Raw genomic sequence first — 18,727 nt, forward strand, 5'->3', positions numbered from 1 at the left:
CCGGTTTTCTGCCAAACGCATGCGTTCGCTCAACAGTCCGGGTCGCGCTGCTGAGAGCCCGGCCAAGACAGGTCAGGGCACGCCTGTTGCGATGGCCTCAGCGCTCAAATAGCGAGGTATTCCTCACGCAGCTCTTTGTTTTCGAGCACTTCAGCAGCGGAGCCATCAAAGACTATCCCGCCCGTGTCCAAAATCACCGCGCGGTCGGCAAGCTCCAGCGCCCGGACCGCGTTCTGCTCTACAAGAATGGTCGTCATGCCCTGCTCTTTGATGATGCGCAGGGTCTTTTCGATCTCGTCAACGATCACCGGGGCGAGACCCTCATAGGGTTCATCCAGCAGCAGCACCTTGATGTCGCGACACAGGGCGCGGGCAATCGCCAGCATCTGCTGTTCCCCACCGGAGAGCGTGACGCCTTCCTGTGTGCGGCGCTCGCGCAAGCGCGGGAACAGATCGTAGACGCGGTCAAGTGACCAACCAATTGGCGGCGCGATCTGTGCCAGTTTGAGGTTTTCCTCAACTGTGAGGCCTGCGATGATGCGCCGATCTTCGGGGACGAGACCGAGCCCCACCTGGCTCGCCTCATAGCTTTTCATCGTGTGCAGCGGCTGGTGATCGAGCCATATTTCGCCGTGGCGAAGCTCCGGGTCGCCGAGCCGCGCAATGGCGCGCAAGGTGGATGTCTTGCCAGCACCGTTGCGCCCCAAGAGGGCAAGGATTTCACCCTCATGGACGTTAAAGCTGATGCCCTGCACGATATAGCTTTCACCGTAATAGGCATGCATGTCCCAGACCGACAGAAAGGCCGGGGCGGTTGCGGCCATATTGGCGTTCTTGGAGAAATCGGGTTTGACGTTCATTTCAGTATCTCCTTAGGCCGCAGTCTGGGTTTCGCCGAGGTATGCTTCGCGCACCTTCGGGTGACCCTTGATGTTATCGGGCGTATCTTCAACGAGCGGCGTGCCCTGTGCCAGAACCGTGATACGCTGCGCAAGGCTGAAGACCACATGCATATCATGTTCGATGATCGCGATGGTAATGTCGCGCTCGTCGCTGATCTGTTTCAGCAGGTCGATGGTGTTGTTGGTGTCAGCGCGTGCCATGCCAGCTGTTGGCTCATCCAGCAGCAACAGGCGGGGTTGTTGGCTGAGGCACATGCCAATTTCCAACCGTCGTTTGTCACCACGCGACAGAGAACTGGCCTGCATCTCGCGCTTGTCAGCCATATTCATGTCTTCCAGCATATGTTCGGCGCTGGCGAGCACGTCTTTTTGCGACATCACGCTGGTGATGGCGTTCAACTCGAATGCGCCGTCCCGTTTGGCGAAACAGGGGATCATCATATTTTCCAGAACGGACAGATCGCCGAAAATTTCAGGGGTCTGAAACACCCGGCTGATGCCCATCTGACAAATCTGGTGTGGCTTGCGTCCCAGCACGGACTGCCCGTCAAACATGACCGACCCTGTATCCGGGATCAGTTTGCCCACGAGGCAATTCAGCAAGGTGGACTTGCCCGCGCCATTCGGCCCGATGATCGCATGCACCGACTGCTCTGCGATGGAGAGGTTCACGTCGCCGAGGGCTTGCAGGCCCCCGAACCGCTTGTTGACGTTTTTGACTTCGAGAATTCCCATAACGTCGTCTCCTTATTCCGCAGGTGTTGTTTTGCCATCAGGCTTGTCATCGGCCGGTTTCTTGCGTCGGAACAGGCCCGCCACTTTCTGACCACCCTGAACAAGGCCACCGGGCAGGAAGATGACGACCATCATGAACAGCAGCCCCAGCGTGAGGTGCCAGCCTTTGCCCACGAAGGGGTAGACGATTGTGATGATGAAATCCTCGATCCCGTCGGGCATAAATGCAAACCACTGCTCCAGCACGGTTTTGTTGATCTTGGAGACGATGTTTTCCATGTATTTGATGAAACCTGCACCAAGGACCGGTCCGATCAACGTGCCGGCGCCGCCGAGAATGGTCATCAGAACGACCTCGCCAGAGGCAGTCCAGAACATGCGTTCCGCGCCCACTTGCGTGTCCATCGCCACCAGCAATCCGCCCGCAAGGCCGGCATACATGCCGGAGATGACAAAGGCCGCCAGCGTGTAGGGTTTGGCATTGAGGCCGGTGTAGTTCAGCCGTTGCTGGTTTGATTTCACGGCCCGCAGCATCATCCCGAAAGGCGAGCGGAAGATGCGGATCGACAGGTAAAACGCCAGCAGCATCACGAAGGCTGCGATGTAATACCCGGCGTTGAAGGTAAAGACCCAAGAGCCCACGGTCATCTCATAGCTCGCCCCCATTTCGAGGCCGAAGAAGTTTGCACGCTCCGTTCCATCGGCGCCGAAAACACGGTCAATGATACGCGGATCGTTGATCTTGGGCTGCAATCCTGTTTCGCCACCCGTGATGGGCGTCAGAACCGAATAGGCCAGTGAATAGGACATTTGCGCAAAAGCCAGCGTCAGGATCGAGAAGTAAATCCCAGAGCGCCGCAGGGATATCCACCCCACCAGCAGCGAGAAAAGGCCAGCGACCAGTACCGAGATCATGATGGCAGGAATTACATTCATGGTCAGCAGCTTCATCATCCAGATGGCGGCGTATGAACCCACGCCCAGAAAGGCGGCATGTCCAAAGCTGAGATAGCCGGTGAGACCAAAAAGGATATTGAACCCGATGGCAAAGATGCCAAAGATCACCAGCCGTTGCATCAGGTCCGGATAGCCCGCGTTGAACTGCGCCATCGCGGAGCCTTCGGGGAAGGGGTTGAGAATGAAGGGGGCGAACATGGTGAGACAGGCTACGATCAGCAGCAGCGTCGCATCTTTTTTCGTCAGTCCGAACATGTGATTATTCCTCCATCACGCCCTTGCGCCCCATGAGTCCGCGTGGACGGGTAAGCAAGATGATGATTGCGACCAGATAGATGATGATTTGGTTGATGCCGGGGAGCGTCTCCAGCACGATGGCCATGGAGGCGAAGCTTTCCAAGATACCGAGCAGAAAGCCCGCCAGAACCGCTCCGGACAGAGAGCCCATACCGCCCACAACGACGACCACGAAACTGAGCACCAGAAAGTCCATGCCCATGTGGTAATTGGGCGAGTTGATCGGCGCATACATCACACCGGCAAGCCCCGCGACGGCCGCTGCAATCCCGAACATGATGGTGAACCGCTTGTCGATGTTGATGCCCAAAAGACCGACGGTTTCGCGGTCTGCCATACCGGCGCGCACGACCATGCCGAAGGTGGTGAATTGCAAAAAGGCGAAAACGGCACCGATGATGACGGCGGAGAAGGCAAAGTAAACCAGACGCCAATAGGGATAAATGATCGTGTTCGGGTCAAAGCCGAGCACCGCGCCAAAATCAAACGATCCTGTGAAAGCCGCAGGGGCAGGGGTGGGGATCGGGTTGGCGCCGTAGAAGTATTTGATGATTTCCTGCAAGACGATGGCAAGACCGAAGGTGACGAGGATCTGATCCGCATGGGGGCGCTTGTAGAAATGCTTGATCAGGCCACGCTCCATCGCGAAACCGATCCCGACCATGATGGGGATCGCGAACAGGATCGACAGGGGCACCGCCCAGTCGATGATGCTTGCCCCCATGGTTTCGCCAAAGATATCGTAGATATAGGGCACGTCGCGCATCATCGGGTTGCCGAGAAAATCGACCTCTCCCGGTACTGCGACCTCATGGCTGAGGTTCAAAAGGCGGCTGAGTGTCACCGCACAGAATGCGCCGATCATGAACAGCGCACCATGCGCGAAGTTCACGACACCAAGCGTGCCAAAGATTAGCGTCAGACCCAGCGCGATCAGCGCATAGGCAGACCCTTTGTCCAGGCCGTTGAGGATTTGCAGGATTAATGCGTCCATGGTCCCACCTTCATGAAGCGAATTGGTCCCGTATCACGGGAAGGCCGGACGGCGAGATGCGCCGTCCGGTATGTGTTGAAGTTGCGCTTATGCGCCGGGGTTGCATGTGCCCATGTTGCCGCCCGCGAACTGCGGGTGATCGGGGGCATATGTAACCTGCTCGACCGGTGTGACTTCGACGATTTCCAGAAGGTCGAATTCGGAGGAGGGGTTTTCTTTCCCTTTCACGACCAGCACGTCTTTGAAGCACTGGTGATCCTCGCCACGATAGAGCGTCGGGCCGTTGCCCATGCCGTCGAACTGGAAGTCGCGCAGGGATTCGACAACCGCGCATGGGTTGAACGAGCCGGCGCGCTCCACCGCGTCCGCATAAAGCAGCGTCTGTACATAGCAGGTATGTGCCGCCTGTGAGGGCGGGAAGCCATATTTCGTGCCGAAGGATTTGACGAATGCTTTGGAGCCTTCGTCGGTCAGCGACCAGTGCCAGTTTGTGGAACCAAAAATGCCCTTAACGTTTGCGCCCGCACCTTTTGCCATCAGGCGTGAATAGAGCGGTACAACGATTTCGAACTGTTTGCCGTTCACCATCTTGTCGCGCAGGCCAAACTGAACCGCGTTGGTCAGGGAGTTGACCATGTTGCCGCCGTAGTGGTTCAGCACCAGCACGTCTGCGCCGGATTGCAGAACTGGCGCGATGTAGGATGAGAAATCCGTTTGCGTCAGCGGTGTCAGAACCGTGTTGACGGTTTCCCAACCCATGGCTTCGGTCGAGGACTTCACCGCTTCTTCTGTGGTGTAACCCCAGTTGTAATCCGCTGTCAGGTGATAGGCCTTGCGGTCGGTGCCGTAGTTGGCGGCCAGAACAGGTGCCAGCGCCGCACCGGACATGTAGGAGTTGAAGAAATGGCGGAAGCCATTCGCTTTGCGGTCCTTGCCGGTTGTGTCGTTGGAGTGTGTCAGACCGGCCATGAAGATGATGCCAGCTTCCTGGCAGAGCGCTTGTACAGCCACGGCCACACCGGAGGAAGAACCGCCGGTGATCATCACAGCGCCGTCTTTTTCGATCATCGAGCGGGCAGAGGCGCGCGCTGCATCGGATTTTGTCTGGGTATCGCCTGTAACGTAGACGACTTTCTTGCCGAGAATACCATTGCCGGTCAGCGCTTTGGAGCTGAACGTTTCCAGCATGCCGTTGTCGGCGCCGGTGCCGTTCAGGTGTTCTACGGCCAGTTCATAAGCGCGCAGTTCGTCTGCGCCTTCGTCCGCATAGGGGCCGGATTGCGGGACGTTAAAGCCCAGTGTGACGGTGTCGCCTTCTGGTGCATTCGTAAATCCGGTATGGCCGTCTGCGCGCAGGTATGTCGGCAGTGTCAGGCCAGCAGCACCGGCCACGGCGCTGGTCTTGAGCAGACCACGACGTGTAAAGTTCGATTTGGACATGAAAATCCTCCCTTTTGATTGGTCACACGCTGGGCGGGAATTATTGCAGGCTGCCTGCGCGTGGAGCACTTAAGTGCAAACCATAGGGTGCCAAGCAAGAGAAAATTGCGCAACAAGTGCCTTGAAATTAACAATTGTTTTGTAAATAACTGCACAAGCTCAGCGTCAGTTTTGTAAAGTTTATGATGTTGCAGCGCAGAAAGCCATTGAATTGACCCAGCTTTAATCAAAGGGGCCGCATGCCACGCGAGGGACTGATCGGAAGCCGTATCCGCGAACGACGCTCTGTTGCAGGGCTCAAACAGGCTGACCTTGCGCGCTCGCTTGGAATATCGCCCTCATATCTCAACTTAATCGAGCATAACCGGCGTAGAATCGGCGGCAAGCTGCTTTTGGATATCGCGCGCGTTCTGAGCGTCGAGCCGTCATTGTTGACCGAAGGTGCCGAGGCCGCTTTGATCGCCACATTGCGCGAAGCGGCGAAAAGCGCCAACCTGTCGTCCGCCGAGGTGGAACGTGCGGATGAACTCACGGGCCGCTTTCCCGGGTGGGCAGAAGTGCTCGCTTCCGGGCATCGGAGGATCACGACCCTTGAACGCACTGTTGAAGTGCTCAGTGATCGGTTGACCCATGATCCCAAGCTGGCAGCATCGGTGCATGAGCTGTTGTCCACCGCCGCTGCCATCCGATCTACCGCGTCGATCCTGGCTGAGGAAAAAGACATCGAGGCCGAATGGCGGGACCGGTTTCATTCGAACCTGAACGAGGACAGCAAACGACTGGCTGACAGCTCCAAGGCTTTGGTCAATTATTTCGAGGCAGGGCAGGACGACGCAAGTGTCGCCAATAGCCCGCAAGAGGAAGTCGATGCCTTTCTGGCCGCTCACGACTATTACTTCAAAGGGTTGGAAGCGGGGGAACACTCCGTTGATGACGTGATTGCACAGGCGAACAACCTGCGCAGCCCCACGGCGCGGGCACTTGCGCGCGGGATGCTCAACAGAATGCAGGCGGATGCTGCGAAAGTACCCATGGCTGCACTTGATGCAGCTTTGCAAAAAGTGGGCCTTGAACCAATTGCTTTGGCTGCACGTCTTGATGCGCCGGTCGGGCTTGTCCTGCGGCGCATCGCTGCCAGTGCTGCGTTTGAAACCGGTCTGGTCGTTTGTGATCGTGCTGGTAGTATTCTGCTGCGAAAGTCCGTGGGACAGATGGTGATGCCGCGCTTTGGGTCTGCCTGTGCGCTCTGGCCGTTGTTTTCAGCGCTGTGCCAACCCGGTCAGGTCATCCGCACGCCTTTGGTGCAACTCGGACGTGGTCGCGCGCATTTTGACTGTTTTGCTGTTGCGGAAGTTGTCGGCGAGACACAGTATAATGCGCCACCTCTTATCGAGGCCAATATGCTGCTTATCGCAAATTCGGCACCGGCGCAGGACACCGCGTTGGAGGTCGGATCAACCTGCGGTGTTTGCCCGAAATCCGAGTGCCCCGGCAGGCGCGAGCCGTCCATATTGATGGCGGGTATTTAGGGGTAAACCTGCAAGCGGGCCGCTGTTCGAAAAGTCCGTGACACCCACCCAGTTAACCCGGCAAAAAAGGGAAACACACAGTTTGACAACGCTGTTTTGACATGACCCCAAAAACCTAGAATAAGTAATACACCCGCTTTGGCAGGTCTTGCTATGCAGGATCTGGCGCGGGGACCCTTGGAGGAGGGAAAGATGGGCAAACACGTACTATTGGTCGAGGATGAATTGAACATCATCGAGGCTATTCGCTTTTTGCTCACGCGCGAAGGATTTCAGGTAGATACCCACAGCAACGGCACGGATGCATCCGAGACCGTGCGTGCGTTGAAACCGGATCTGGTTGTGCTGGATGTGATGCTGCCGGGCAAAAGTGGTTTTGATATTCTCGAGGAGTTGCGGGGGCATGAGCAAACGGCTGACCTGCCGGTCCTGATGCTCACCGCCCGAGGCCAAAGCCGGGATCGGGAAATGGCGGAAAAAGCGGGTGTGAGCCGCTTTATGACCAAACCGTTTTCAAATGCGGAAGTCCTGACTGCCGTGCGAGACTTACTTTACGTTCACCAAAAGAAAGGCTGACGCCATGGCGCGCGACCCGCTGCCTTTGTTTCTGGAGCGTGGCGTGTACAGGCGGCGCCGCATGATGGATGCGCTGCGGCTCTTGACGGTGCTGGGGGTTGTGCTCTGGCTGATCCCGGCGCTCTGGCCCAATGATCCATCGTCCGGGGCACAAACGATGCCCATGTCTCGCGCGCTGTTTTATATTTTTGGCGTCTGGGCGGCGCTGATTGCGATTTCTGCCGTTCTGGCGATCCGCTTGCGCAGACCGGAAGGCAGTGATGAAGTATCGGAGGACATAGAGTGACCTCTGTGAACATCCTGATCGCGGTCTGTCTGGCCTATGTCTCGATCCTGTTCCTTGTGGCCTTCATAGCTGAGCGGGCCGGGACACAAGGGCGCGGCGACTGGCTGTTGCGTTCGCCGCTGGTCTATACATTGTCGCTCTCGATTTATTGCACCGCCTGGACTTTTTACGGTGCCGTTGGAAATGCGGCGCGTTCGGGCCTCGAATATGTCACGATATACTTGGGACCGAGCTTGGTGATCTTGGGCTGGTGGTGGATTTTGCGCAGGCTGGTGCGGATTGGACGCAGCCACAAGGTGACTTCGATCGCCGATCTGATCTCTTCGCGGTTTGGCAAATCCAATACTCTCGCCATTGTGGTCACGATCATGGCCGTTATCACCGTCACGCCCTATATTGCCCTGCAGCTTCAATCGGTGACCCTGTCGCTTTCGTTTTTCGCTGCCGCCGAACAGGGTGTGGATGTCAGCACCATAGATGCCGAAGCTGCCGCGTTCTGGATCGCGGTCGGCTTGGCCGTATTTACGGTACTATTTGGAACGCGAAACCTGAATGTGAACGAACGCCATCATGGTGTTGTGATCGCCGTAGCGGTGGAGGCTGTGGTCAAGCTGCTTGCCTTGCTTGCAGTGGGTTTCTTTGTTGTTTGGGGTCTGGCTGGTGGTATCTCGGAAACGCTTGCACGGATTGACGCGTCTGATCTGGGCCGCTGGCAAACGGACAGTAGCCGGTGGGCTACGCTGACATTCCTTTCTGCGGCTGCCTTCTTGTGCCTGCCACGCATGTTTCAGGTGATGATCGTGGAAAACGATGATGAACGTCATCTGCAGATCGCCAGTTGGGCTTTCCCGCTGTACCTGATGTTGATGAGCCTGTTTGTCGTGCCGATTGCAGTAATCGGTCTTGATGTGCTGCCCGAAGGGTCCAACCCGGACCTCTTTGTATTGAGCCTTCCCTTGAGCGAGGGTCGCGAAGGGCTCGCCATGCTCAGCTTTCTGGGGGGCTTTTCATCTGCCACATCGATGGTCATCGTGGCGACGCTGGCGCTTTCGACGATGGTGTCGAATCATCTGGTCATGCCGGTCTTTTTGTATCGACATCGCGACGGCGCAAGCCAGTCTGGCGACGTGCGCGAAACGGTCATTCTGGCGCGGCGCTTGTCCATCATGGGCATTATCAGTTTGGGCTATGTCTATTACAAGATGTCCGGCGGCTCGGGCGCGCTGACGGCGATCGGCTTGATTTCATTTGCCGGGGTTGCACAATTTCTACCGGCGATGATCGGAGGGATCCTCTGGCGGGGGGCCACACGGTACGGGGCGTTGTCAGGCTTGATTATCGGCTTTGTCTTGTGGGTTTTCACAATGCTGCTGCCCAGCTTCGGGCCCGGTGCGGTGCTGAGCGCAGAGACGTTCGAAACTGGGCTTCTGGGGCTTGGATTGCTCCGCCCGCAAGCGCTTTTCGGGATCGAGGGACTTGATCCGATGGTGCATGCGGTGTTCTGGAGCCTGCTGTTAAACGTGTCGGCTTTTGTGGCCGTGTCGCTGTTCACCTTTCCAAACCCAATGGAACGTTTGCAAGGGGCGCAATTCGTGAATGTTTTTGAGCATTCAGGTCAGGCGCGCGGGTGGAACGCATCCGTTGCGGAAAGCGAAGACCTGATGATCATGGCGCAGCGTATTCTTGGCGCTCAGGAAGCGCGCCACCTCTTTGCCAGTCAGGCGCGGGCGCAGGGGCTTACGGGGTCCTTGCCTGAGCCCACGCCGGACTTTCTGCAGCGATTGGAGCGTGAGTTGGCAGGCTCGGTTGGTGCGGCGACAGCGCATGCGATGATCAGCCAGATCGTGGGTGGTACGTCGGTTTCGGTCCATGATTTGATGGCGGTCGCGGACGAATCTGCGCAGATGCTCGAGTATTCCAGTAAACTCGAAGCGCAATCGCGCGAACTGAGCCAGACGGCGGCGCAACTGCGCGAAGCAAACACCAAGCTGGTGCAATTGAGTGCCCAAAAGGATGAGTTCCTCAGCCAGATCAGCCATGAATTGCGCACGCCGATGACTTCCATTCGGTCTTTTTCGGAAATTCTGCGCGACACCAAAGGCATGGGGCCGATTGAAAAGGCAAAATATGCAAATATTATCCATGTCGAAGCCATTCGCCTGACCCGACTGCTTAACGATTTGCTGGATCTGAGCGTGTTGGAAAACGGGCAGGTCACATTGAACAAGCAAACCGGAACCTTGTCTGAACTTCTGGATCGCGCGCTTGCAACGGCACAGGCGAGTTCATCGCGGGACCTCAAGATTAATCGGCGACATGTCAACGAGACGATTATGCTCGACACGGATCTGGACCGGCTCAGTCAGGTGTTCATAAATCTCATCACGAATGCACAGAAATACTGTGCCGCGCCGCACCCTGAACTGACGATCGAGGTGAATGATCTGGGAGGTGTGATCAGTATCGACTTTTTGGACAACGGGTTGGGAATTCCCAAGGACGCGCGGGAACTTTTGTTTGAGAAATTCAGCCGCATTGGTGCACAAGACAGCAATGGTGCCGGGCTCGGACTTGCGATTTGCCGTGAGATCATGTCGCGCCTTGGCGGTGATATCACCTATCTGGCACAGGCAAAAGGCACCGCTTTCAGGGTTGTTCTGCCGCAATCCAAAGCCCTTGCCGCGCAGTAGGCGTTTTTTCAAAAAATAACTCGTTTTCCGCGCCATAAAGGCATTGGTAACCATTCTTGCGTATCTCTTCAAAGGTGAAGGGCGATCACTTTGGCAGGTGCGCGCTATCCGGATGGGAACGATAGATGTCAGTTTTGCAGCGCAAAGCTCAGGTTGGGAAACACGAACATCAGGCACGGGCGATGACCGTGCCGAAGTCTTTGCGCGTGGGATTGGCAAAAGTTGCAGATACCGCCTTCGATATGGCGCTTGCCGTCATTGGTGTGACGCAAGAGCGCTGCGCGGCGGAAGACCTCCCCGAAAAAATTGAAGAAGACAGTTTGCTTATCCTGCTCGATGGCCCTGCGGGCGTCACTGGCGGGGCCGTTGTCGGGGCTGCATTGGTCAATGCTTTGGTGCAACAACAGACCATGGGGCGTGTGTTGCCGCCCGCGCCCAATGCGCGTCCATTGACCGCAACCGATGCCGCACTTTGCGCGCCTGTGCTTGATGCATTGTTTATTCGGGCAAACGGGCTTTTGGAAACACCGGAAGATAAACAGATATTGCCGGCCTTTAAATTCGGCGCGCGCGCTGACAGCCAGCGTTTGTTTTCGCTGGCTTTGGAAGAGCCGGAATATACTGTATTGAAACTTACCATTGATGTCTCGGGGGGAATTGCGCAATCGACGCTCACGCTGGTTCTGCCCATCCCCAAGGCTGTTCCGGAACGGCATAATAGTGAAGGTGAGTCAGCAGCACCCGGCAGCCCTGCGACACTTGAGCATTCGGTGATGGCGGTCACGGCTGAGTTGTCGGCCGTCTTGTGCCGTGTGCGTGTGTCATTGTCTGAGATGAGCCGCCTGAGGCCGGGCGACACACTGTCGATCCCGTCAAACGCGTTTGACTCTGTCGAAGTCCTGTCCATTGAGGGCGCGCGCATTGCGCGTGGCGCCATGGGGCAAGTGGATGGAAAGCGTGCCTTGATGTTGAGCCAGACATCATCATCTGATCAGGGTGCGGACCCCGCCGAGGAAAGTTACGACGAACTTGACGCGGAGGCATCAGACTACGGGAACCTGAACCTTCCGGAGCTTGAGCTCCACCAAAAGGAGGCGCTGTTTGAGCCTGGCGATACAGCTGCGGTGCCGGACTTGCCGGATCTACCAGACTTGCCGGAAATCGAGGGACTTGATGAGATTGGTCTTCCTGACCTGCCGGATTTGCCTGATCTCCCCGATCTTGACGGGGAATTGCCTGACCTCGGTGAATTGCCAAAGCTGAACATCGCGTAGCTCAACGCTTAGGGCGTCTCAGGATTTGGCGGTGGCTTCAAGCGTGGGCCGCAGATTACCAAGCTCGTACCCCGCAGCGCGTGCCGCTGAAAGCACGTCGTCGACCGACATGTTCTTTGTTGCCGCCAGCGCCCATGCAATCGTAGACCGCGTGCCAGAGGCACAGTAGGCAATCACAGGCCCATCGCAGCCATCAATCAAGTCATGGTTTTTGGCGATGATATCCGGGGTCATGCTCACATGTGTCAGTGGGCAGGCAAAGAACTCCAAACCGGCCTGTTTTGCGGCGGCTTCCATTGCGGCAGCCTGATGGCTCACGGGGACTTCGGCGTCGGGCCGGTTGCATAAAACCCGCTTGAAGCCAGCTGCGACGAGATCGTGCATTTGGTCCGGCGAAATCTGCGGTGCGACGGAGAATTTGGGGGTGACTTCACGTATATCCATGGAGATTGAGTAGGCCGAGCGGCCGCAGTTGTCCAGATGCGCAAAGTCGGAAAACGAAAGGTCATATCCAAAAATAGTGACAGTCAGAGGGCATCGGTCTTGGACATTCTGACACTGCCACGTTTTCCGAACGCCGCAGTAGTGGGGACAGGGCGTGTTCCGGCGTTGGCTAATTTGTACCTAACAAGGTGGCAGTTCAGGACAGGAAAATCCCGATGATGATGAGCATCAACCCGATGATGGACAAGAAAAGAGAACCGAGGTTGAGCGGTAAAGCCGACTGAAGACGTTGCCGCAGTTCGTCCTCACTCAGTTTCGCGCGGCGCGCTTTCGCGACGTAAAAGATACACCACACCAAGCCGATTAAACCAAGCAGCGACAACAACGCGCCGCCCCATATCAAGAGGTCAAAAATGGCCACGTGCAAAGTCCCTCCATTTGTCAGTGCGCTACCTAATGGCAACCGGAGTAGCAGGCAAGCACTCGTTGCTCAGGACGTCGCCAGACGCAATTCATACGCATTCTCGTTCGGCATTTCTGTGATGCTGCAAAGCTGACCTGACGTCTGCCGAGATGCCAGCACCTAAGGAATTAAAGATCCGCGCAGAGAATTTGAATGTCACTCGAATACACATGCTGGCCGTGGGCATCGCGACGCAGGAAGGGCAAGGCCTGTCGTCATCTTGTCGAGACGCAACCCCGTGGCGTGCGGTTTGAAAGGACTGCCATTCTGATCGACGTATTTGCGGCGCGTTCTTTGTGCAAAGTCGCTTGCGCAGGCTAAGGCAGGTCGGTAGGAACCGCAGGACTTTTTTGTGCAAAAACCTTCTGGACCTCTTAGCAGAGTGACCAAGCCGGGTCCGGGACAGAGCGCTTGTTGCGAGGCATTTTGCAGAAACGAAATGGCGTAAAAAAACAAATGAGGCAAATATGACGGACCAAGCAGAAGCTGACGCAACCTATAAAGTAACGGCCGGTGAACTCAGGCAGTTTATTGAGCGCATAGAGCGTTTGGAGAGCGAAAAAAAGGACATCGCTGAACAGATTCGGGAAGTCTATGCAGAGACAAAATCCAGAGGATACGACACTAAATGCCTGCGCCAAATCGTGAACATGCGTAAGCGCGACAAAGACGATATTGCCGAGGAAGAAGCAGTGTTGGAAATGTACAAGGAAGCCCTGGGAATGTAGCGATAAATCAGCGCGCGTTCCGACGCTGGCATGGGATTATCGCCCGGATATTTTCGTGGCTTTGAGATGTATTGCACTGTCGTGCGTGCAGTGATTTATCAAAACTGACCCCGATTAACGCGCTCGACGCGACCACATTGGGCTGGGGCAGTGCGAGGGAAGGATTGGTCGGTTCGGGTCCAAAAGCCCGCCGGACCAGACCCTTACTCAAGTATTTCTCGAAAATAGGTGCGGCAGTTTTCGCATCAGGCGACCATTCGATCAAGCGTTATGGACCGAACCAGAAATGCAGCACTGTTATGTTTGCTTATGCAGCGGCGTTTCGAAAAAAGTGTCATGGTGTATCTGATCCGCGCGCCCTTTAATTTCCCAACCGCTCGTGTATCAACGGCAACATGCAATATCCTGCTCTTTACATTTTACGGCACGGCCAAACCGAATGGAACGCGCAACACCGTATTCAGGGCAGTCTGGATTCGCCCCTGACCGAGCTTGGTCGCGCGCAAGCCAGAATGCAGCATGAAACGCTCAGATCGTGTGATCTTACAGGTTACCGTGCCTTTTGCAGCCCACAGGGCAGGGCATTTCATACCGCCTCAATCGCCCTTGAGGGACAGTGCGCCCGTGTGGATACGGACCCGAGACTCGTCGAGATTGGTGTCGGAGAGTGGGAGGGCCTGTGTCGGAATGAACTGGGTACAGGTCTGGCAGGTGAAATGAGCGAAGAAAGCGCTCTGCATCTTTACGACCGCGCACCCGGCGGTGAAGGGTTTCTGGCGTTGAGAAATCGATGTGCCGCGTTTCTGTCGGACTTGTCTGGTCCTGCTGTTTTGGTCACGCATGGCGTTACATCGCGCATGTTGCGGTTGATAATTCTGAATATGGGGACGCATGAAATCGCGGACTTACCCGGCGGGCAGGGCATTGTTTTCCATCTTTCTGGAGGTTTGCAAACCAAACTTTAGAATGGGGCTTGAAGCCTGCTGTGAGTTTGGCTAAATGCACCCCATCGGGTCGTTAGCTCAGTTGGTAGAGCGCTTCGTTTACACCGAAGATGTCGGGAGTTCGAGCCTCTCACGACCCACCATTCATTCATAACGATATTTCGGATACTCTCGCGGTTCGCTTGTTTGGAAACATTCCGCTGGCAACTACTCAGAACCAAAAGAACTTCCCGTTCCACAGAGAATCGAGGGCCGTGGCAGTAGACAAGGGGTCAAGAGATGCGCAACCGCGACAGAGGGTTTTGTTCGGATGTATGGGTTGAAAAGCAGGCTGCGCGGCGTATTCCCGCTGATTTTCGGTAATTTATTATTTTTGACTGTTTTCCTGTGATTGCATATGGCACCGATAAACTGTTGGTATTGTAGTAATTTTAAAAGGACCGGCGATATGCAGTATGGCAAAGCCATCGCAGCCCATGTTATGTTACGTGAAGATGCAAACTGTGGTGACCAGTTTGAAAAGCTCGTTTCGCAGATCGAAGCATTGCCGGATGACTTGCGCGGCGCCAGAGCGCTGCAGTTATCCGCGCGGTTGCTGGAATTGGCGGCCTTTGAGCTTGCCGGCTCCCTTGATAGTACGCGTATCGGCGCGCTGATTGAATGTTCTGCGGAGCTTTCGCAACAATCTGCTGATTGCGCCGAAAGTGAACTGGCTTCAATGGCGCCGAAAGGCAGAGTGTACCAATAAAGACGAACGCGCTTTGTCGCGGTGCAGGCGCACCGTCGCGAAAAGGCACAAACGTAGCGACGTCTTAGCCCTCTCACGCACGAAATAATCTCCCTGTTGCTCATACGGCTGCCCGGGCTATTCTGTTCCGGCAGGAACAGGAGACGTCTATGAGCTGGAATCCCGCCCTTGATCCGGATTGCCCAATTGGGGACGCCGTTGATGCCATTGAAACGGTTATTGTGCCCAGAGCGCGCGATCTTGGGGGATTTGAGGTGCGACGGGCATTGCCTGCACCACGGCGGCAGATGGTGGGACCTTTCATCTTTTTCGACCAGATGGGCCCTGCCGAATTTCTAACCGGGAAAGGGATTGATGTGCGGCCGCATCCGCATATTGGCCTCGCCACGGTGACATATCTTTACAAGGGCAAAATCCACCACCGTGACAGTCTGGGGACAGACCAGTGGATCGAACCCGGTGCTGTCAATTGGATGGTTGCCGGTCATGGCATTACGCATTCTGAACGCACAGATGGCGCGATCCGCACGCATCCTCATTCACTGTTCGGTATACAGACGTGGGTGGCGCTGCCCGAAGCGGCCGAAGATGCCGCTGCGTCTTTTGAACATGCGCCCAAAGCGTCGCTGCCTCTGTTGGACGGCGAAGGCAAGCAGGTGCGACTGATCCTTGGCACAGCCTATGGAGAGACCGCGCCCGTGCAGGTGTTTTCCGAGACATTTTACGCCGATGCCCTTCTTGAAGCGGGCGCAAGAATTCCGCTCCCTGACGATCATGAAGATCGTGGCGTTTACGTGATTTCGGGTGAGGTGACAGTGGCGGGTGATCGGTTTGAGGCCGGGCAGATGCTGGTGTTTCGTCCCGGTGACAAGATATCGTTGACGGCGGGCACAGAGGGCGCGCGTTTGATGCTGCTTGGCGGGGCGACGCTGGAAGGGCCGCGCCACATCTGGTGGAATTTTGTCGCCTCTTCCAAGGATCGCATCGATGCCGCAAAGGAGGCGTGGCGGGCGGGTGACTGGGCGCATGGGCGCTTTCAACTGCCGCCGGGGGATGATGACGAATTCATCCCACTGCCCGACAAATGAGAGCTCGGCACCGCAGACACTCAAGGAAAATGCTCAAAAGGCAAAAATTATGCAAACGGGCGCTTGACGCGGTTACGGGGTCGCAATACTACGTGCAAACGCAGGATGCAGCGACGCATCTTGTAGCAGTGGGCGGTTGTAGCTCAGTTGGTTAGAGTACCGGCCTGTCACGCCGGGGGTCGCGGGTTCGAGCCCCGTCAACCGCGCCATCACTGCTCGAAAGGCCCCCTTGAGGGGCCTTTTTTCATGGTGGAGAGTGGATTTCAGGGAAAAGCCCGTGTGTTGCCGTTTCAATCCGGCGGCATGACGTTGAAAACGTATACCTGTCAAAACCTGATTGGGACTATGCGCGCTAAAGGGATCAGGTGATCCCGGACAGGAATGTCTCCAGCGCAAGGCTCGTTTCATCCGGTGACTGGTCGATGAAAAAGTGCCCCCCCGGAATCGCAGTTGAGGTCATATGCGAAAGTTTTTCGCGCCATGTGTCAGCAACGTTATAGGACTTGGCCATGGCGCCGTCCGAACCAAACAGGACAAGCGAGGGTGTATCGATGCGCCGACAGTGATCCTGCGAATCATGCGCGAAATCGATGTGCAATGCCGCGCGGTAATCCGCACACATCCCGCGTATCGTATCGGCATCACGCCAGGCCGCGCGATATGCATCCAAAGCATCGGTTTCGAAATCAGATAGCTTTGCAGCCCCAAACCCAAGCAGGCAGCTTTCGTAATAGGTGTCAGGATCGTGCCCGATCAGAGTTTCGGGAAATGGGTAGGGCTGAGCCAGAAAAAACCAGTGATAATAGGCCTCGGCCACCTCTTTTGATAGATTATCCAGCAACAGGTGCGTTGGCACGATGTCCATGACTGTCAGGCTGTGAACGGCCTCTTGATGATCCAGTGCCATCCGGTGCGCGACCCGTCCCCCCCGATCATGCCCGACCACATGAAACCTGTCGTGACCCAGAGCGCGCATGAGTGCCACCTGATCGCAGGCCATATGTCGAAAGCTAAAAGCGGCAGTGCCATCCGGTTTGCTGCTGTGGCCATAACCTCTCAGGTCTGCTGCAACGATGGTGAAGTTTTCGGCCAGTTGCGCGGCGACGGCATGCCACATCACATGGGTTTGAGGAAACCCGTGCAACAGAAGGACAGGGGGGCCTTGCCCGCCTGATCGATAATGAATGGTCTGTCCGTTGACCGAGGCGTCGCCTGCATCAAACCCCGCAAACATCAGGTCAGTGCCGCGAGAATGCGCACCCAACTACGCGCGCCTTTGTGAAAACTCTCCAGATCGTATTTTTCATTCGGTGAATGCAGGCCATCGTCGTCTTTGCCAAAACCGATCAGCAGCGGTTTGGTGTTCAGGATGTCCTGAAAATGCCCCGCAATCGGAATCGACCCGCCGCCGCCGATATAGGCGGCAGGCACGCCCCATTCTGCGCTCAATGCCGCGAGTGCCTTGTCAAACCGCGGGTCCCCGGCGTCGATGACGCAGGCCTCGCTTGCCCCGTGCTCTACGAAACTGGCTGTGCAATCGGGCGGCAGGAGGCTTTGGACCATGGCGCGGAAGTTCTCGCGGATCGCGTGCGGGTCCTGATCCCCGACCAGCCGAAAGCTGATTTTCGCATGCGCTTGCGAAGGCAGGACAGTTTTGAAACCTTCACCAATGTACCCACCCCAGATGCCGTTGACCTCGCAGGTGGGGCGGGACCATGTCATCTCAAGAGGTGTCACACCTGCCTCACCGGCAGGGACAGAAAGATCAACGTCACCCAGAAACTGTTTGTGATCAAACCCGAGACTGGCCCACTGCGCCTGCATGTCAGCGCTCAGATCAGGGACACCGTCATAGAAATCTGGGATAGTTACGCGACCCGTTTCGTCATGCAGGGCGGCGATGACACGCGACAGCACGCGAATGGGGTTCATCGCGATGCCGCCGTAATAGCCCGAATGCAGGTCCTTGTCAGGGCCGGTGATGGTGATCTCATCCGACATCATCCCGCGCAGCATCGTGACAATCGCAGGCGTTTTGCTTTCAAACATCGCCGTGTCACAGATCAGGGCCAGATCGGCGCGCAACTCGTCACTGTTTTCTTCCATGAAGGGCACCAGTGAGGGCGAACCGCTTTCTTCTTCTCCTTCGAAAAAGAAGGTGATCTTGCAGGGCAGGGCTCCGTGTTCTGCCTTCCATGCGCGGCAGGCCTCAAGAAAGGTCATCAACTGGCCCTTGTCATCTGCCGTACCACGCCCGCGCAGTACCGGACCTTTTTCTGTTTGTTCGAGTTTCGGATCAAACGGATCGTTGTTCCAAAGCTCAATCGGATCAACGGGTTGGACGTCATAGTGACCGTAAAACAGCAGATGTGGGCCGGGTCCGTCCGCGTGTCCGACCACCATAGGATGCCCCGGCGTCTTGCGTTTTTCAGCCGTGATACCCATGCTTTGCAGGTCGGCAACCAGCCAGTCGGCGGCACGTTCGCAGTCGCTCTTGTAGGCGGGGTCGGTTGAGATCGACGCGATACGCAACAGCTCAAACAGCCGTTCTGTGGCTTTGGGCATTTCTGCATCAAGGCGGGATAAAACAGCGTCCAGCGACATGAGGTGTTCTCCTGAGTTAGGTAGCGCG

General features: G+C 56.4%; 18 protein-coding genes and 2 tRNA genes. 11 read left to right on the top strand and 9 right to left on the bottom strand.

What is annotated here, in order from left to right:
• Positions 1-104 precede the first annotated feature (104 nt).
• From RLO149_RS07720 to RLO149_RS07740, 5 genes are all read right to left on the bottom strand, one after another.
• Positions 105-860 (bottom strand): ABC transporter ATP-binding protein, encoded by a 756-nt coding sequence (locus RLO149_RS07720; protein ID WP_013961521.1) that lies wholly within the window; start codon positions 858-860, stop codon positions 105-107.
• Between the two features lie 12 nt (positions 861-872).
• Entirely contained in the window at positions 873-1,637 is a 765-nt protein-coding gene (locus RLO149_RS07725; protein WP_013961522.1) for an ABC transporter ATP-binding protein, read from the bottom strand.
• Between the two features lie 12 nt (positions 1,638-1,649).
• Positions 1,650-2,849: a branched-chain amino acid ABC transporter permease gene (locus tag RLO149_RS07730; RefSeq protein WP_013961523.1), complete on the bottom strand. Its 1,200-nt coding sequence runs from the start codon at positions 2,847-2,849 to the stop codon at positions 1,650-1,652.
• Positions 2,850-2,853: 4 nt separating this feature from the next.
• Positions 2,854-3,885 carry a branched-chain amino acid ABC transporter permease gene (locus RLO149_RS07735; RefSeq protein WP_013961524.1) on the bottom strand — a complete coding sequence of 344 codons (1,032 nt, stop codon included), beginning with the start codon at positions 3,883-3,885 and terminating at the stop codon, positions 2,854-2,856.
• 87 nt (positions 3,886-3,972) lie between these two features.
• On the bottom strand, positions 3,973-5,325 hold the full coding sequence (locus tag RLO149_RS07740) for a substrate-binding protein (protein ID WP_013961525.1): 1,353 nt from the start codon (positions 5,323-5,325) through the stop codon (positions 3,973-3,975).
• 239 nt (positions 5,326-5,564) lie between these two features.
• Here RLO149_RS07740 and RLO149_RS07745 point away from each other — a divergent pair, with 239 nt between their 5' ends.
• The 5 genes from RLO149_RS07745 to RLO149_RS07765 all read left to right on the top strand — a co-directional run bounded on the left by RLO149_RS07745 (position 5,565) and on the right by RLO149_RS07765 (position 11,680).
• Positions 5,565-6,854: a helix-turn-helix transcriptional regulator gene (locus tag RLO149_RS07745; RefSeq protein WP_013961526.1), complete on the top strand. Its 1,290-nt coding sequence runs from the start codon at positions 5,565-5,567 to the stop codon at positions 6,852-6,854.
• Positions 6,855-7,046: 192 nt separating this feature from the next.
• On the top strand, positions 7,047-7,430 hold the full coding sequence (locus RLO149_RS07750) for a response regulator transcription factor (RefSeq protein WP_013961527.1): 384 nt from the start codon (positions 7,047-7,049) through the stop codon (positions 7,428-7,430).
• A gap of 4 nt (positions 7,431-7,434) precedes the next feature.
• Positions 7,435-7,716: a hypothetical protein gene (locus RLO149_RS07755; protein ID WP_013961528.1), complete on the top strand. Its 282-nt coding sequence runs from the start codon at positions 7,435-7,437 to the stop codon at positions 7,714-7,716.
• Positions 7,713-10,406 carry a sensor histidine kinase gene (locus tag RLO149_RS07760; RefSeq protein ID WP_013961529.1) on the top strand — a complete coding sequence of 898 codons (2,694 nt, stop codon included), beginning with the start codon at positions 7,713-7,715 and terminating at the stop codon, positions 10,404-10,406. Before RLO149_RS07755 ends, RLO149_RS07760 begins: the two co-directional genes overlap by 4 nt.
• Before the next feature lie 125 nt (positions 10,407-10,531).
• The gene (locus RLO149_RS07765) at positions 10,532-11,680 is read left to right on the top strand and encodes a FliM/FliN family flagellar motor C-terminal domain-containing protein (RefSeq protein ID WP_013961530.1); all 1,149 of its coding nucleotides are present in this window, start codon (positions 10,532-10,534) and stop codon (positions 11,678-11,680) included.
• Between the two features lie 18 nt (positions 11,681-11,698).
• Here RLO149_RS07765 and RLO149_RS07770 read toward each other — a convergent pair whose 3' ends face one another.
• On the bottom strand, positions 11,699-12,124 hold the full coding sequence (locus RLO149_RS07770; RefSeq protein WP_013961531.1) for a protein tyrosine phosphatase family protein: 426 nt from the start codon (positions 12,122-12,124) through the stop codon (positions 11,699-11,701).
• Positions 12,125-12,320: 196 nt separating this feature from the next.
• A complete protein-coding gene (locus RLO149_RS07775; protein ID WP_013961532.1) occupies positions 12,321-12,545 on the bottom strand; it encodes a hypothetical protein in 225 nt (74 codons plus the stop codon).
• A gap of 509 nt (positions 12,546-13,054) precedes the next feature.
• Here RLO149_RS07775 and RLO149_RS07780 point away from each other — a divergent pair.
• The 6 genes from RLO149_RS07780 (at position 13,055) to RLO149_RS07805 (ending at position 16,304) form a co-directional block, all read left to right on the top strand.
• A complete protein-coding gene (locus tag RLO149_RS07780; protein WP_013961533.1) occupies positions 13,055-13,315 on the top strand; it encodes a DUF2312 domain-containing protein in 261 nt (86 codons plus the stop codon).
• 395 nt (positions 13,316-13,710) lie between these two features.
• A complete protein-coding gene (locus RLO149_RS07785) occupies positions 13,711-14,280 on the top strand; it encodes a histidine phosphatase family protein (RefSeq protein WP_013961534.1) in 570 nt (189 codons plus the stop codon).
• Positions 14,281-14,326: 46 nt separating this feature from the next.
• Positions 14,327-14,402: transfer RNA gene (locus RLO149_RS07790), tRNA-Val, on the top strand.
• Between the two features lie 305 nt (positions 14,403-14,707).
• The gene (locus tag RLO149_RS07795; protein WP_013961535.1) at positions 14,708-15,007 is read left to right on the top strand and encodes a hypothetical protein; all 300 of its coding nucleotides are present in this window, start codon (positions 14,708-14,710) and stop codon (positions 15,005-15,007) included.
• Between the two features lie 149 nt (positions 15,008-15,156).
• Positions 15,157-16,095 carry a pirin family protein gene (locus tag RLO149_RS07800; protein ID WP_013961536.1) on the top strand — a complete coding sequence of 313 codons (939 nt, stop codon included), beginning with the start codon at positions 15,157-15,159 and terminating at the stop codon, positions 16,093-16,095.
• Positions 16,096-16,227: 132 nt separating this feature from the next.
• Positions 16,228-16,304: transfer RNA gene (locus RLO149_RS07805), tRNA-Asp, on the top strand.
• A 152-nt stretch (positions 16,305-16,456) separates the two neighbouring features.
• Here the strand turns inward: RLO149_RS07805 and RLO149_RS07810 are convergent.
• On the bottom strand, positions 16,457-17,329 hold the full coding sequence (locus RLO149_RS07810) for an alpha/beta fold hydrolase (RefSeq protein WP_013961537.1): 873 nt from the start codon (positions 17,327-17,329) through the stop codon (positions 16,457-16,459).
• On the bottom strand, positions 17,329-18,699 hold the full coding sequence (locus RLO149_RS07815; RefSeq protein ID WP_013961538.1) for a M20/M25/M40 family metallo-hydrolase: 1,371 nt from the start codon (positions 18,697-18,699) through the stop codon (positions 17,329-17,331). Before RLO149_RS07815 ends, RLO149_RS07810 begins: the two co-directional genes overlap by 1 nt.
• Between the last annotated feature and the right edge of the window lie 28 nt (positions 18,700-18,727).

The organism is Roseobacter litoralis Och 149, assembly GCF_000154785.2.
Classification (GTDB): domain Bacteria; phylum Pseudomonadota; class Alphaproteobacteria; order Rhodobacterales; family Rhodobacteraceae; genus Roseobacter; species Roseobacter litoralis.

Bases quoted from the DNA above. Each gene is read 5' to 3' on its own strand.
- RLO149_RS07770 (WP_013961531.1), bottom strand. From the start codon at position 12,124: ATGGATATACGTGAAGTCACCCCCAAATTCTCCGTCGCACCGCAGATT.
- RLO149_RS07720 (WP_013961521.1), bottom strand. From the start codon at position 860: ATGAACGTCAAACCCGATTTCTCCAAGAACGCCAATATGGCCGCAACC.
- RLO149_RS07795 (WP_013961535.1), top strand. From the start codon at position 14,708: ATGCAGTATGGCAAAGCCATCGCAGCCCATGTTATGTTACGTGAAGAT.
- RLO149_RS07785 (WP_013961534.1), top strand. From the start codon at position 13,711: ATGCAATATCCTGCTCTTTACATTTTACGGCACGGCCAAACCGAATGG.
- RLO149_RS07755 (WP_013961528.1), top strand. From the start codon at position 7,435: ATGGCGCGCGACCCGCTGCCTTTGTTTCTGGAGCGTGGCGTGTACAGG.
- RLO149_RS07765 (WP_013961530.1), top strand. From the start codon at position 10,532: ATGTCAGTTTTGCAGCGCAAAGCTCAGGTTGGGAAACACGAACATCAG.
- RLO149_RS07800 (WP_013961536.1), top strand. From the start codon at position 15,157: ATGAGCTGGAATCCCGCCCTTGATCCGGATTGCCCAATTGGGGACGCC.
- RLO149_RS07780 (WP_013961533.1), top strand. From the start codon at position 13,055: ATGACGGACCAAGCAGAAGCTGACGCAACCTATAAAGTAACGGCCGGT.
- RLO149_RS07735 (WP_013961524.1), bottom strand. From the start codon at position 3,885: ATGGACGCATTAATCCTGCAAATCCTCAACGGCCTGGACAAAGGGTCT.
- RLO149_RS07815 (WP_013961538.1), bottom strand. From the start codon at position 18,699: ATGTCGCTGGACGCTGTTTTATCCCGCCTTGATGCAGAAATGCCCAAA.
- RLO149_RS07725 (WP_013961522.1), bottom strand. From the start codon at position 1,637: ATGGGAATTCTCGAAGTCAAAAACGTCAACAAGCGGTTCGGGGGCCTG.
- RLO149_RS07730 (WP_013961523.1), bottom strand. From the start codon at position 2,849: ATGTTCGGACTGACGAAAAAAGATGCGACGCTGCTGCTGATCGTAGCC.
- RLO149_RS07750 (WP_013961527.1), top strand. From the start codon at position 7,047: ATGGGCAAACACGTACTATTGGTCGAGGATGAATTGAACATCATCGAG.
- RLO149_RS07810 (WP_013961537.1), bottom strand. From the start codon at position 17,329: ATGTTTGCGGGGTTTGATGCAGGCGACGCCTCGGTCAACGGACAGACC.
- RLO149_RS07740 (WP_013961525.1), bottom strand. From the start codon at position 5,325: ATGTCCAAATCGAACTTTACACGTCGTGGTCTGCTCAAGACCAGCGCC.
- RLO149_RS07745 (WP_013961526.1), top strand. From the start codon at position 5,565: ATGCCACGCGAGGGACTGATCGGAAGCCGTATCCGCGAACGACGCTCT.